This is a genomic window from Aequorivita sp. Q41 (assembly GCF_039831855.1).
GTDB lineage: Bacteria > Bacteroidota > Bacteroidia > Flavobacteriales > Flavobacteriaceae > Aequorivita.
On sequence record NZ_JBDPMS010000001.1, the window covers coordinates 1,948,864 to 1,962,717 of the forward strand.

Below are 13,854 nucleotides of genomic sequence, written 5' to 3' on the forward strand. Positions count from 1 at the left end.
GTATTCCGACTATATTTACTGCTTTTCAAAATTATTTTAAATATAAATTCAGCAATTAATGAAAAATTTTATTCTCTCACTTATTGTCGCTGCATTTGTTATGCCTGTTCAGGCTAATGAAGGTATGTGGTTTTTAATGCACATTGAACGGTTAAATTACCGCGATATGCAAAAAATGGGTCTTCAACTTACGCCCGAAGAAATTTACAGTATTAATAACGCTAGCCTAAAAGATGCTATTGTTCAGTTTAACGGTGGGTGTACTGCTGAAATAATTTCTGGTAATGGTTTAGTGTTAACCAACCATCACTGTGGATATAGCCAAATAGCAGAGCTTTCTACTGCTGAAAACGATTACCTAACCAATGGGTTTTGGGCAGCAAACCATAAAGAGGAATTAAAACCCAAAAGCCTTTCTGTTCGCTTTTTTGTGAGAATGGACGACGTTTCTAAGCGTATTTTAAGTTTAGTAAACGATTCTATGACGGAAGCAGAGCGCGAAGCAACCATAAACCGTGAAATAGCGAAGATTGAGCAAGAAAATAACGAAGGCGGAAAGTTTACTGTTTCTGTGAAGTCTTTCTACCAAGGAAATGAGTTTTATTATTTCGTGTACCAAGATTATACAGATGTTCGTTTGGTAGGAACGCCACCAGAAAGCATCGGGAAATTTGGAGGAGATACAGATAACTGGGAATGGCCAAGACATACAGGCGACTTTTCACTTTTTAGAGTATATGCAGATAAAGATGGAAATCCAGCTGAATATTCTGAAGCTAATGTGCCATTGAAGCCAAAACACCATTTAACGACCAACCTAAACGGTTTTAAAGAAAATGATTTTGCAATGATTATGGGTTATCCTGGTAGAACAAACCGTTGGATGCCAGCAGGTGGAATTGAGCAAAACGTAAAATATGCGTATCCAGCGTGGGTGGAAGCTTCAAAAACATCGATGGATGTTATGAAAAAATACATGAATGAAGATCAGCAAGTAAACCTTGACTATGCTTCTAGCTATGCATCTATCGCTAATTACTGGAAAAACCGTCAAGGAATGATTGACGCTTTAACACAACATAAAACTGCAGAAAGCAAGCGTAAAGACGAAAAAGCATTTCAGAAATGGGCTTCTAAAAAGGGCAATGAAAAGTTTGAGAATGTAATTCCAGTAATCAATAACTATTACGAAAAAACAAACGAAATAAGCAGTCATAACAACTACTTGATTATGATGTTGCGTACTAAAATGGGTATTTTACCATACCGTTTGGGAAGTTCTATTGAATACTATATTGAGCAAAACGAAGCAAAACGTGCTGAGTTATTACCCAAACTAAACGATGATATTGCAAACCTATATGAAGGAGTTCATGTTCCCTTAGAGAAAAATGTTTTGGCGGCACAGCTAAGACTTTATACTTCAAAAGCGAAAAATATAGCTCCAAATATAGCTGAGATTGCTGCTACAAATAAAAACAGCGATGCTGGTTGGGATGAATATTTAAATACTGCTTTTGCGAATAGTATTTTTGAGAGTAAAGAAAAACTAGAAGCATTTTTGGCTAATCCAGATGCTGAGGTATTAAAGAATGACCCCTTGTATTTATTTTCAACAGGTTTATTAGCACGTTACCGTTATAAGTCTGAAGAAGAAAAGCAATTAGCGGATGAATTTGAAGGTGCTTATAGATTGCTTGTTCAAGGAATGCGACTTCAAAATCCTGACGAAAAATATTACCCAGATGCAAACAGTACATTGCGTCTTACGTACGGAAAAGTAATTGCTTTGCCAGAAGACAAGCGTAATGATGCAACAAAAAACTATTACACAACCTTAAAAGGAACTGTCGCAAAATACCAGCCTGGGGATCATGAATTTGATATGCCAAAAGAATTGATTGATCTGTATGAGAAAAAAGACTTTGGGCGCTATGCAGATGCAGATGGCTATTTGCCAGTAAACTTTTTAACTGATAACGATATTACTGGTGGAAACTCTGGGTCTCCTGTACTTAATGGAAAAGGAGAGTTAATTGGTTTGGCTTTTGATGGTAATATTGAAGCAATGGCTGGAGATGTTATTTTTGATGACCAACTGCAACGTACCATCAACGTAGACATTCGTTATGTTATGTTTTTAATTGATAAGTTTGCAGGAGCAAGCCATATTATTGATGAGCTTACCTTGGCGAAGTAAATAGCATAATTAATAAACTTCATATATTCAGAAAGCCCCATAAATCTAGGTGTAGATTTGTGGGGCTTTTTTGTTTCAATTAAATTGCATCCTTAAATAAAACAACTTTATGGCTTCAGGATTTTTCGCAATATTAGATGATATCGCTGTATTACTAGATGATGTGGCAATGATGAGTAAAGTAGCAGCCAAAAAAACGGCTGGAATCTTAGGAGACGACTTGGCAGTAAATGCCGAAAAAGCTTCTGGATTTGCTTCTTCCCGTGAAATTCCTGTATTGTGGGCAATTACCAAAGGCTCGTTTTTAAATAAGTTAATTATTCTGCCTATAGCCTTTTTACTCAGTGCCTTTTTACCGTGGGCAGTAACCATTATTTTAGTGCTGGGAGGTATTTATCTTGCTTTTGAAGGCGCAGAAAAGATATATGAATTCTTTTTCCCACATGCGCATGAAAAGCAATCGTTTGTGGAAGATGGACTTACAGAAACAGAAATTTTAGCTATTGAAAAGGAGCGTGTAAAATCGGCTATCATTACAGATTTTATACTTTCTATAGAAATTGTAATCATAGCTTTAGGGACGGTGGTTGAAGAAACGCTGGCTACCCAAATTATGGTAGTTAGTATTATTGCTATTATCGCTACTATTGGTGTTTACGGTATTGTAGCTTTAATTGTGAGAATGGATGAAGCGGGTTACAAGCTGATAAAAAGAAGTAAAAGTGAAAATAGCTTTTCTAAGAAATTAGGAGTGGTTTTAGTGCAAGCACTCCCGAAAGTAATTAAAAGTTTAAGTATAATTGGTACCATTGCTTTGATTCTGGTAGCAGGAGGGATTTTTGTTCACAACATTGATTTCTTTCATCATTTTTTACCGCAACTACCTTCAATAGTAACGGAATTTATTGTGGGCCTTTTGGTTGGTTTTGCAAGTTTATTGGTGCTAATGGGAGTAAAGAAACTATGGCAGCTTTTTAAAAAGTAAGGTGAAAAGCTGTTGCTTATTAAATAAGCTCGTCTAGCATATTGTCTAGATTCAAATGAAAAATGGTGCCATCTAGTAAATCTTTTACTTGTTCAACTTCTATGTAACTCATAGCGAATGAAACAATTTCTGAAGGGGAAGCCACCAAAAGCGGACGTTTGGTTTCGTCGGCTTTGCAGTCTTCACATAAAGTACAATTTTCAAGGGTTTGGTTTACAGAATTTGAGAAACCTTTTAATTCTTTCATAGAAAGCAATAAACCTGTATAGCGGAAAACGAGTTGCACCTTTTTATAATCATTTGTAGCAGCGGGCTTCCATTGAAACGCAATTCCAAAGTTATTATAGTATATCGTGTTAAGGTCTTCCATGGCTTAGTAACAATCCATTTTTAACTGTCCGTTATGGATTAAAACATCTAATGTTTTATTAGATTTCTCTTTGAGTAATTGTTCCAAAACATCCAAAACGCCGTGTTGCATCGCTAAGGAACCACAAAGCATAAGTACTCCTCCATTAGCAATGGTTTTTAAAATAGCATCACTTTGTTGAATTACTAAATCTTGAACGTATTGTTTGTTTTTTTCTCTAGAGAAACACTTTAGAATAGTTATATCGTGGGTTTTAAGATTTTCAGCATCCAAAATAGCGTCATAAATTTGTGCGGAGTTTATTGAACGCCCACCCCAAAGTAGGTTTATAGTGGCATTACTATTTTCGTTTACCATTCCTAAAAAGGGTGCTATTCCAGTTCCATTTGAAATAAGAACCGCATTTTTTGTTTTCTTCGGAAAATGAAAGGTTGGGTTTGTTTCAATTGCCGCTTTAAATACAGCGCCTTCTTTTAAATTATAGAGATAGGAAGAACCACGGCCAAACGCATGTTTTTTGATGCTTAACACTATTTCATCTCCTATTCTGGCAATGGAATATTGTCGGGCAATGTCAGAGTTGTTTGGAAACACAGCTAGTAAATCCCCCGAAGTGAATGTAGTTTTTCGTTTCGGTTTTAGGCGAAGTAAAAACGTATTATCACTGTTTAATGCTGTTCGTTGAATTACTTTTAGTGGAATTTTATGGAGGGTTTTTTTCTGTTTAGGAGGTTCGATCTTTAAAGGAACATTTGTTTTTTCAGTCCATTTTACAACCCATTTTTTAAAGTCAGTGAAATTGGCATTATTAATTTTATAAAGTGGTAAAACTCCTTGAAAGTTTGTTTTTTCTTGTAAAAGTATATCCACATTAATTGCAAACTGGCAATAATCGGGGTATTCCAAGGAACCAAAACCTATAACAGCGTAGCTTATTTTATTAGGTTGCTGGATTGTTTGTAAAATAGTTTCAAATTTCCGAGCATTTGTAGGTGCTTCTCCTTCGCCATAAGTTGCTGTTAAAACAATAAGGTGTTTTGCCTTTGCGTAGGTGGTATAATTGTTTAATTCAGACAGATAAACTTGTTTTTTTGCAAGCGTCAGAGCGTTGTATAGTCGTGTGGCAAAAGCGAAGGTAGTTCCTGTTTCAGAGCCAACAAGAATAATAAATTCGCATTCGTCTTTGTGGGGCATTTTGGGTGTGGCACTTACTTTTTTTCGTCTTTTTAGTGTCATCACAAAGCCAGAATACATAAAGAAAAGTATGGAAGCGCTTGCTATAAGTAATATTATAGACCATACTACATTGCCTTCGCCAGTATGCAGTGTCATACTTAGCCTTGAAGCAAACACAATAAAAGGGTAGGAGTTGCTCCGAACAATGGTGCCAGTTTGCTGATTAAGCTGCACTTCTTTGTCTTGTAGCGCAATGTGGAAATAATCTTCAGGGGCTTCAGAAAAGGGGAAATCTACCTTTCTTACTTTCGAAAGCATGGTTTCTTTAAAAAAGGGAATTTCTGAAAGGTTTTCAAAAGTTTGACTTTCTTTTGAAATGGGTGTGTTTTGTGTTTTAGGGGTAGCTTCTGGCAATAAATCAAATTTTTCAGCAGATAGGTAAACACCTGTTAAGGCTATAATTAGTATTGGAATAAAAAGGATTCTACTTAGAATAACGTGGTAGCGCATTTCAAAATATTCCTTTTGCACTTTTGAGAAAAATTTTTTTAAGCCTCCTTGTCTTTTCGCTAGCAAGAATATACCCGTACTAGCAATGATAAAAAGTAGGAAAGAAACAAGGCCCACGAAAAACCGGCCGATACTTTTTAGGAATAATGACCGGTGAAGATTGGTGGCAAAACTATAAATTTCAGGGCGTTTTGAAACTTCACCTAGATTTTGAGCTGTGCTTGGATTTATATAAATATCGCGTGTTTCAAAATCTTCGGTTAGCACAGACGCTTTTACAAAACCAGAAGGTTCAATTTCCAAAGAAAACACTTCGTCATAGTTTTCCTTTATAGCCTCCATGGTGGTTGCTAATGAAACTTCCTCCAAATTTTGCACTGCAAACCCTTTTGATTGGTGGGTAATTGGTTCAACCGCCAAAATAATCCCGGTAACCGAAGCAACAATCAAAAACAGGGAAGAAACGACGGCAAGTGCTAAATGACTATACCTCCAGATGGAAATGGTCATGGGTTTGGATGTGAAATATTTGACTTGAGAATGGAGCTGCGGCACTCTACACCCAAGCTATTTGTATTATTGCAGAAGCATACGCACGTAACGAATAAAGCCTTTGCCTTCTTTTTTGCTTTTTAAATTTTCAGTGGTAAGTGGAAACTGGAGATCGTCCTTAAAATAGTTTTGATCTTCAACGGAAGTTTCAAAGCGTAGGCTATACCCTTTGTCAATTTTTGCAACGGGAATTTGTAAAATACTCACAGAGCGTTCCCCACCACTAACAGTTTCACCTGAAATGGCATCGATATTTGGACGGCGTTTGCCATAAAATTTCCACCATTCACTTATTTCACTATACCATTCACTGTCTTTGCCTTGTACGTATAGGGTTTCTTCATATTCGCCTTTTGGGTTCATTAATGAAACCACCACATAAGCACCTTCACCTGTATAATTTACCATTTGTATAAGGCATTTAACGGCTTTGGTTTCAGTTTTTGTAAATCCTGATGTTAAAAGTACTAGGATAAGTATTGCTGGAAATAGTTTAAAAAACTTCATCATCTTAATTTAAAAAATTCAATGGTACATTTTGTTTTTGTAAGAATTCGTTCTCACTTGCTAAATCATAAGCGGTTTCTTCAAAATCAGTTGTTGCTTTTTTATCGGCTCCTATTGAGATTAAATATTTTAATAGTTGCTCATCTTTAGCTTTCATAGCTGCTTGGTGTAAAGCGGTTAATCCTTCAGAGTTTGCTGCGTTTACAGGGATTTCAAAATTTGAAATGCGCTTCATTAAATCCAGGTTGTTTGCTTTTGCCGCAAGATGGTACAGTGTATTGCCATCAGCTTGAATGGTATTTAACTTTAAACCTTTTTCTTGAAGCATTTTTAATTTGCTTTCAAACGCTTCCGTTTTTTGTGAGTTAAAGGATTCAGCCAAATAATATGCCAATGAGTTTCCGCTGGTGTCTTTTGCTAGGGCATCACTCCCTTTTTGCAATAAAAATGCAACAACTTCTGGAGAATTACTTTCAACGGCAAGCATTAGGGCCGTTTGTCCTTTAATATTGGTATCGTTATAATCTTCTATATTTTGTGAAAGCAACTGAACAATTTCCAGATTATTGCGAGAAGCAGCATTTAGAAAGGGGGTGTTGCCAGCGGCATCTTTTTGGTTAACAGCTGCTCCAGCAGCAAGGAAAAACTCAAAAATAGATTTGTCAGTATTGTTTAATGCCAAGCGATGTAATGGGGTGTAGCCAGTATTAGTTATAACATTTGCAACTAGTCCAAGTGTTTTTAAATAGGTGTATACTTCTAGGCTATTTTCAAAGCCGCGTGTACCTTGCGCTGCGAATAAGTAGGCGTTGCCGCCGTTTTTATTAGGAGTTTTATAGTCAACCTCTTTTTTGACAAGCATTTTTAAAAAATCAATATTCCCTCGTTTAGCAGCATAATTGAATATACCATTGCCTTCATTATCTGTACTATTTAGTGAAATCCCTTTGTTGATAAAATACTCCAAATCCTTTTCATTCTTTAAATAAGGAGCTGCGAGCAGCAGCGTATTGGCGCCATCTTGATTTACTTCTTTAGAAAGGATAACCCCATTTTCAATAAACAAATCGTAGATTTCAAGGTTTGTAAGCCCAGAAGCAGCAGCAAAAATAAGTGGGGTACTTTCGTGGCTATCTAAAGCTGTTATGGACGAACCTTTAGCTAATAGTGTTTTTACAACCTCAGTTTTGCCTGCATAAGCAGCCCAATGTAAATAGATTCGGCTATCGTGCGTGCGCTTATCTACAGGATTCCCTTTAAGTGAAAGCAAATAACTTATTACTTTAGGATTTGCTTTTTCTATGATTGCATACACGGTAGCGTCAAAACCATTTTCATTTAAAGCAACCGCATCGTTGCCTTCTGAAATTTTTTCTTCTACTGTCGCTATATCTGGATTTGATTTCCAGAATGCACGATCGTGAAAAATATTTTTTTGCTGTGCTACCGAATTAAACACACACAAAAAAAGAAGGGTTTTGATTATAAGTTTCATAGTTTTATTTTTCAATTAATTTAGAACACCCTTTCTCAACCTCCCTTTTGGAAGGGAGGTGAGAAAAGAAGTATTTATTTTTTTACAAACGACTCGATTACGGCGTCAATTGTAGCTTTGTCGTTATAGTCTTCTTCTTCGAATAAAAACTTGTAAAGCGGTTTGTTGCTTACTTTTTCTTCCAATGAAAGGTCTTGGTTTCGGTTGTAAACCTCCTCCCATTTATTACGAACTAAAGCCCACTTTTCACCATTATCTTTCCACCATTTTGCAGCAACTGCACAACGGCTGTCAGCTACTTTTACGTAGGTGTTATAGCCTTTTTCTTTGGCCAAAATTACATCTTCCTTAGCATTTTCACGAATTACTTTAAGGTTATCTTGGTCGTGAATCCAACCAAAATCTGTTAATTCTACTCTATTCCCACGAACCGTAAGGTTGTAATCGCTTCGAGTTGTGTATTCACGTCTTGGCAAAGGTGCATTGGAAGTATTTTCCCAATAATTTTTGCCATCAACATGTACCCAGCTTCCAGAACCTTCATAACGAGGGCTGTCATCTACTTGATATACTTTTTGCGTCCACTGTCCTTTTACTTCCGCGGCTGGTTTTTTTACATATTTCCATGTATTATCGGCATTATAATCGTAGATAACGGTGTTTTCATACAGCCAATCTTGGCGCCAATGCTTAACAACCATTGGATTTGCTGGGTTACCAACTTGAAGCAAATGTTGAATAACGATTTTATCGTCTTCATCAGTTACTATTTCTGCCCATTCTAGTGCAGATGAAACTTCGGTATGTGAAGGTTTGTACAAGGAATCTTTGCTATAATTGAACGTTTCGGCGAAGTTAAAAGTAACCTCAAAACACCCACACATTTCCTTAATAGATTTTTTGTCTAAATCTTTTTTATCCTGTGCCTGAAGCGTTATTGCTGAAATTGCCAAGGCGAAAAGTAAAGTGATATTCTTTTGCATTATCGTATTAATTTAAGATTAGTTTTTTTGAAATAGTGTTATTCCCAGAAGTGAAGTTTACAAGATACATTCCGCTTTGTAAAGCTGAAAGATTCAATGTTTTATTGAAAAAACCATTGTTAGCATCAACTTTTGATGTGTGAACCAATTGCCCTTGAATGTTGTAAATTGAAATATTATTTTCCTGTGAAGTAGTGTTTTTTAGATTATAAACCAGCGTTACCATCTTGTCTGTTGAAGGGTTTGGGTACATGCCAAAAGCAATACCTTCAGTAATAGTTTCAAGACCTAAAAGATCTGATACATCTTCAAAATTAAAGCTTAGGTTTCCTGTAGCTGAACCTTCAAAAGAGCTGAATGTTAGTCTGTAAACTGTGCTTTCATCATACTTTACGTAATAAGCCATATCGCTATTTACTTCATAACCAGTGCCAGTGAATGTTTTCCAGTCGTATCCAATGGTATTTATTTCTTCAGAATATGTTTGGTTTGGGTCTGGAATACCAGAAGGTTCATCATTTTTGGCAACAGTAACATTTGGGTTGTGTAAAGTTCCTGTTACAAAATAATGTTCCCCAGGAGGATCCAAATAGGTATCGTATTTTCTAAAAACGAAATCCCATGCATCTATTGATGGCTCTGCGATAACTTCTGTATTGTTTTTTAGTGAATAATAGTTGTAGCGGGTAGTTGGATTGCTGCTGTTTGAAACTGTTGTTGTCGTTTCGCCAATCCATGCGGTTCCATTCCAAGTAGCATATTTAAAAGTATAGCCGCCAAAATAATCTTCATTTATAAACTTTCGGTAGGTGCCGTCTGCATACTTTAATACAAAAACGATAGTTCCTTCTACATGATGCGAAATAGGATTGTATTCTCCCCAACCATAGGTGGCAGAACCTTGCATAAACGCACCGTTGTCCCAGGTTGTATTATCATTATAAAGGGGTGTCCATGAAGCTTCGTTAGCAACATTTATAGTGTTAAATGCAGCAGGGTCGTTAGCCGCTTCAAATACTTGAATTCCGGCACCATCATTTACACGGATTCCAATGCTTTGTGCATTTTCACGCAAGAAAGCGATATCCCAATTTTCGGCGGTATAGGTATTTGTTTCACCCGAAGAAAGTTTGTAGTAAACTTCATTGGTGTATCCTGTACCCATAGAGAGATTTACAGCAGTTTGTTGGGCTGTGGCAATAAGGCCGAATAATGCTACGGCGGTTATTTGTAATAGTTTTTTCATAACAATAGTTTTTAGTTTTCTTTTAATAATTCATATTTAAATTCTGGGAAACCACGATCTCCATTATCACCTAATAAGGCTGTAAATTTGAGTTTGTATATGTTGCCGTTAGGATCTTTTACGATATAGAAAATAGTTTTAATAAGTTCTTTATCATCATTCATAACATCTCTCCAGCTTGCACCAATAGCACGCTGATCTTCTTTAAAGTTCCCATCAATTATATTTGAATGGGTAAATGTGTCATATTCATATTGATCGGTTGTTACACTATAGGCTCTTACCCCCCCTTTTCGGTTATGTAAAACACCATCTGAATATCCGTACGAACCAGCATCTTGAATAATATTTGTAAAAACGGTAAAGTTTAAATCCCATTTATCAGCTTCTGGTTCTACATTTACAATAGCATTTGTATTAAAGCTAAAGAATGTTGCATTATACCCAGCTGTTTTATTAATCGTGACTTCTTGATGTGTCGTATCATTTAGGTTTGCATATTGAAGCACATAGCTATCGCCATTTCGCAGTATTCTAATTTTCTTCCAGCCTCGTGCATCTCCTGTTAAACCTACACTTCCTGAGGCTGGGGCTTCAGTGCCAACTTCGTAGCCTAAATTCACTAAATAGACGTTGTTTTGAGTTTCCTCCAGATTAATTTCATTGATAGCAGTTCGGTTTATATCACCGTCAGGATAATCAATGTAGGCTTCATTTTCTGGGTCGAAGGTACCTATGGCAACTTGAGGCATTAAATCTGAAACAGTTGCTTGGGTAATGTTGTCAATATTTGTTTCATTTAATTCGGCAGCAGCCATAAAAATGGATCCATTAATACCAACCCGGAATTCGTCATGCGAAAAGAAAGCAAGGTCCCAAGTATCACGTTGTATTTTTACGGAAGTTTTTTTACTTAAATCTACATATACTTGATATTGCTCATTAGGGCCCCCAATTTCTGGAGCGATGCTTCCGTTGTTAACCGCTTCACTATTTATTTTAAAAACAGAATACCCTCGAATTTCAGCATTTGGGTACGCTATATTTGTTACTGTAAATGCTATTTGTGTGGTTTCATCTAGCGCGGTATTAAGTTTCGTGAATATTAAACTATTGCTAGTACTGCCTTTAGTAATAGGAAGTGTTATTTTCCCGTCAACAATTGCAGGTTCCGTTATAAAATCTGTCCCGTAAATTGCATTTTGAGCTTCTATTGAAAGGGTGAACGCCCCATCTGTTTCAGCATAATCAGAATAAACGATTGAAATGCTTTCGGAACCGTTTATTTCTCCCAAGTTTTTTGAAGACTCTTCAAAAGCCACTACAAATGGGTCGGAAGTAAGGTTGTTGTCATCAGAACTACAGGCGGAAATTCCTATAAGCGTTAAGAAAATACAAAGAATGTTTTTAAAAGGATTCATAGGTTAAAAGTTGAGATTATAAGCTAGTTTTAAAAAGTAGGATCTACCGTACCCCAAAGAGATTTGATTGGCAGCACCGTTATGTGCTCCACCATTAAAAGCACTAGAGTTTAGAGCGGTAACATCAAAAAGATTTCGGCAACCCAAGGTGGTTTCAAAAGCGTTCTTGAAAAATGATTTGCTAATAGTTGCGTCCATCCAGCTGTAACCATCAGTTTTTCCTGCTACAAAAACTTGTTCGCCTTCAGTATTTGTTTTTTCAACAAATTGTTGTTGTTCGCCTGTGTATTTAAAAAATGCGGAAAATGTGGTGTTCCATTTTGGAACGGTATAGCCTAAATTGGCGTTAAGTTGAAGGTTAAAAAGGAAATCATTATCAGCATTACTAGCTTCAATCACTTTTGATTCCCCTTGCACAGAGACTCCTAATTTTCCGCTGAAATTTTCGTAGTAAATCTCATTTTCCGTGAAAACTCCCAGGGTGCGGTAGCTGTCTATATTGCTGTATTGAAACTTCAATGGACTTTGTTCAATTACAATCAGTTCAATTCTATCTTTAAGCCCTAAATAATTAAAGCTTAGTTTGTTTTTCAGTCGAATTTTTCCATCTAATAGTTTGCTGCTTTTCTTTATATGGAAAAAAGAAGAAATTCCTTTTTCTGGCAGTAAATCTGGATTTCCAAGTACAGTATGATTTATATTAACATAGTAGGTGTATAGCTCATCATAATTTGGCGTTCTGTTTGCGGAACCAAGAATAGCACGCACTTCCCAATCATTATTGAAAAGATGCTTCGCACTTAATGACCCAATAAGTTGTGTTTCAAAAATTGTACTAAAGGAAACTCTAGCTCCGGGTCTAATTGAAAAACGTTTTGAAAACTTCATTTCAGCTGAGGCAAAAAAATCATAATTATCAAGACTTTGTGTTATTTTATCACCTCCTTGTGTAATTTCAAGTGAAATGGGGGAACCGCTACCACGCTCATTGGTTAATTCATAACCCGCCTGAAGGCTTGCGGTATTAGATTTAATAAGATTGCTAAAAGTACCACGTGAAAAGAAAACACTACGCGCTTGGTATTCTCCCGCTTCTACATTTTGTTTTTTGTCTTGTCTAATTACATAGGTATAGCGTTCCAAATCTTTTGTTTGCTCTTGGTAGCTTAAAGAAATATTGTAGTTTATTTTTTTGAAAAGTGATCCTGCTGCACTTAAATGATGGTAAAAGCGATTGTTTGTAAAAATTTGATCTTGCGCAATAGGACTTGATGTATTGGTTGATTCATCAGCTCTAGGTTTAACCGTTTGATTGTAATCTTCAATATGCTCATTTAAATAATCGAAGCGATAAAAAACGCTAAAGTCGTTTTTGGTATATGAGAGTAGTGCTTTTGCATTCTGTTGAAGTTTTGGCAACCATTCGTGTCCACGTAAATTATCATCTCTATCGTATTTCTCACCCATACGCCCATTCCAAAATCCTGTGAAATCGTTTCGGGTATATACCACATTTGCATAGAGATTTTCGGTGAAGTTATGCCCTAGTTTTATAGATTGTATATGACGCCCACGATTAAACCACTCGTATTCATTGCCTACACTTTCCTCTTGAAGGTAAGCGCCAATTTCCCAATCTTTTTTAGATGATTTTTTTGTTATAATATTGATAATTCCCGAAACTGCATTTGCGCCGTATTGCACTCCCATTGCGCCTTCAACAATTTCAATACGTTCCACGTCGTCTAGATTTATTAAGGTAAGGTCTGTGTTATTTCCCACACCTTCTTCATTGATTATCGGTACGTTATCAATTAATACTTTAAAATACTGGCTGTCTAAACCAAAAAGGCTGACCCCACTTTTTCCGGTTGAAGGATTGGGAGTAATACTAAGATTAAGTGTGTTGTTTAGAATATCGGCAAGGTTATTTCCCGCTTGGCGTTCAATGTCTTTACGGGAAATTACCTTTACTTCAAAAACTGATTTACCAACCGACTGCGGGTTGTGTTGCCCGGTTACAACGACCGCTTCTAGTTTTTCAATTTTCGTGCTGTCTTTAACGGTTTCATTTTGAGAGAAAAGATTAATTCCTAAAAAAAATAGAGCTAAGAAAAGTAGGTTTTGTTGGGTCATCATTTTGCTAATTCTGGGCAAAACTAATGTTTATTCTTATTTAGAACAAATAAAAATAATATTTTTATCAAATAATTTTTCTTACAAAAAATGGAAGGTTTTATTCGCTAAAAAATAAATGGAGTGACCTTAAACTTTGTTTAATTTTATAAGTCAGAAGTATTAATTGTTCCGTCAAAGGGTTATAATATTTTGTTAAATAAAATTTAGCACATATTGAAGTTGCCCATAAAAATTAGCTTTGTAAGATTTCTAATTTATTGCTTGCAGTTA

Annotated in this window: 10 protein-coding genes; 2 read left to right on the plus strand and 8 right to left on the minus strand. The window is 36.1% G+C overall.

Annotated features, from left to right (window positions below; all coding sequences use genetic code 11):
- The first annotated feature begins 58 nt into the window (after window positions 1-58).
- Window positions 59-2,200: a S46 family peptidase gene (locus tag ABJ955_RS09005; protein ID WP_347374244.1), complete on the plus strand. Its 2,142-nt coding sequence runs from the start codon at window positions 59-61 to the stop codon at window positions 2,198-2,200.
- Between the two features lie 109 nt (window positions 2,201-2,309).
- Entirely contained in the window at window positions 2,310-3,185 is an 876-nt protein-coding gene (locus tag ABJ955_RS09010) for a DUF808 domain-containing protein (RefSeq protein WP_347374245.1), read from the plus strand.
- A gap of 19 nt (window positions 3,186-3,204) precedes the next feature.
- Here ABJ955_RS09010 and ABJ955_RS09015 read toward each other — a convergent pair whose 3' ends face one another.
- The 8 genes from ABJ955_RS09015 to ABJ955_RS09050 all read right to left on the minus strand — a co-directional run bounded on the left by ABJ955_RS09015 (window position 3,205) and on the right by ABJ955_RS09050 (window position 13,584).
- Complete coding sequence (locus tag ABJ955_RS09015) at window positions 3,205-3,555, minus strand: hypothetical protein (protein ID WP_347374246.1); 351 nt, start codon at window positions 3,553-3,555, stop codon at window positions 3,205-3,207.
- 3 nt (window positions 3,556-3,558) lie between these two features.
- On the minus strand, window positions 3,559-5,751 hold the full coding sequence (locus ABJ955_RS09020) for a PepSY domain-containing protein (protein WP_347374247.1): 2,193 nt from the start codon (window positions 5,749-5,751) through the stop codon (window positions 3,559-3,561).
- A 66-nt stretch (window positions 5,752-5,817) separates the two neighbouring features.
- The gene (locus ABJ955_RS09025; protein WP_347374248.1) at window positions 5,818-6,303 is read right to left on the minus strand and encodes a DUF2271 domain-containing protein; all 486 of its coding nucleotides are present in this window, start codon (window positions 6,301-6,303) and stop codon (window positions 5,818-5,820) included.
- A 1-nt stretch (window position 6,304) separates the two neighbouring features.
- The gene (locus ABJ955_RS09030) at window positions 6,305-7,795 is read right to left on the minus strand and encodes an ankyrin repeat domain-containing protein (protein WP_347374249.1); all 1,491 of its coding nucleotides are present in this window, start codon (window positions 7,793-7,795) and stop codon (window positions 6,305-6,307) included.
- A gap of 74 nt (window positions 7,796-7,869) precedes the next feature.
- Window positions 7,870-8,778, minus strand: coding sequence for a DUF6607 family protein (locus tag ABJ955_RS09035; protein WP_347374250.1), 909 nt, complete (start codon window positions 8,776-8,778; stop codon window positions 7,870-7,872).
- A gap of 7 nt (window positions 8,779-8,785) precedes the next feature.
- Window positions 8,786-10,024 carry a T9SS type A sorting domain-containing protein gene (locus ABJ955_RS09040; protein ID WP_347374251.1) on the minus strand — a complete coding sequence of 413 codons (1,239 nt, stop codon included), beginning with the start codon at window positions 10,022-10,024 and terminating at the stop codon, window positions 8,786-8,788.
- Window positions 10,025-10,035: 11 nt separating this feature from the next.
- A complete protein-coding gene (locus ABJ955_RS09045) occupies window positions 10,036-11,445 on the minus strand; it encodes an HmuY family protein (RefSeq protein ID WP_347374252.1) in 1,410 nt (469 codons plus the stop codon).
- A gap of 3 nt (window positions 11,446-11,448) precedes the next feature.
- Window positions 11,449-13,584 carry a TonB-dependent receptor plug domain-containing protein gene (locus ABJ955_RS09050; RefSeq protein ID WP_347374253.1) on the minus strand — a complete coding sequence of 712 codons (2,136 nt, stop codon included), beginning with the start codon at window positions 13,582-13,584 and terminating at the stop codon, window positions 11,449-11,451.
- Window positions 13,585-13,854 lie beyond the last annotated feature (270 nt).

Bases quoted from the DNA above. Each gene is read 5' to 3' on its own strand.
- ABJ955_RS09020 (WP_347374247.1), bottom strand. From the start codon at position 5,751: ATGACCATTTCCATCTGGAGGTATAGTCATTTAGCACTTGCCGTCGTT.
- ABJ955_RS09010 (WP_347374245.1), top strand. From the start codon at position 2,310: ATGGCTTCAGGATTTTTCGCAATATTAGATGATATCGCTGTATTACTA.
- ABJ955_RS09025 (WP_347374248.1), bottom strand. From the start codon at position 6,303: ATGATGAAGTTTTTTAAACTATTTCCAGCAATACTTATCCTAGTACTT.
- ABJ955_RS09030 (WP_347374249.1), bottom strand. From the start codon at position 7,795: ATGAAACTTATAATCAAAACCCTTCTTTTTTTGTGTGTGTTTAATTCG.
- ABJ955_RS09015 (WP_347374246.1), bottom strand. From the start codon at position 3,555: ATGGAAGACCTTAACACGATATACTATAATAACTTTGGAATTGCGTTT.
- ABJ955_RS09005 (WP_347374244.1), top strand. From the start codon at position 59: ATGAAAAATTTTATTCTCTCACTTATTGTCGCTGCATTTGTTATGCCT.
- ABJ955_RS09045 (WP_347374252.1), bottom strand. From the start codon at position 11,445: ATGAATCCTTTTAAAAACATTCTTTGTATTTTCTTAACGCTTATAGGA.
- ABJ955_RS09035 (WP_347374250.1), bottom strand. From the start codon at position 8,778: ATGCAAAAGAATATCACTTTACTTTTCGCCTTGGCAATTTCAGCAATA.
- ABJ955_RS09040 (WP_347374251.1), bottom strand. From the start codon at position 10,024: ATGAAAAAACTATTACAAATAACCGCCGTAGCATTATTCGGCCTTATT.
- ABJ955_RS09050 (WP_347374253.1), bottom strand. From the start codon at position 13,584: ATGATGACCCAACAAAACCTACTTTTCTTAGCTCTATTTTTTTTAGGA.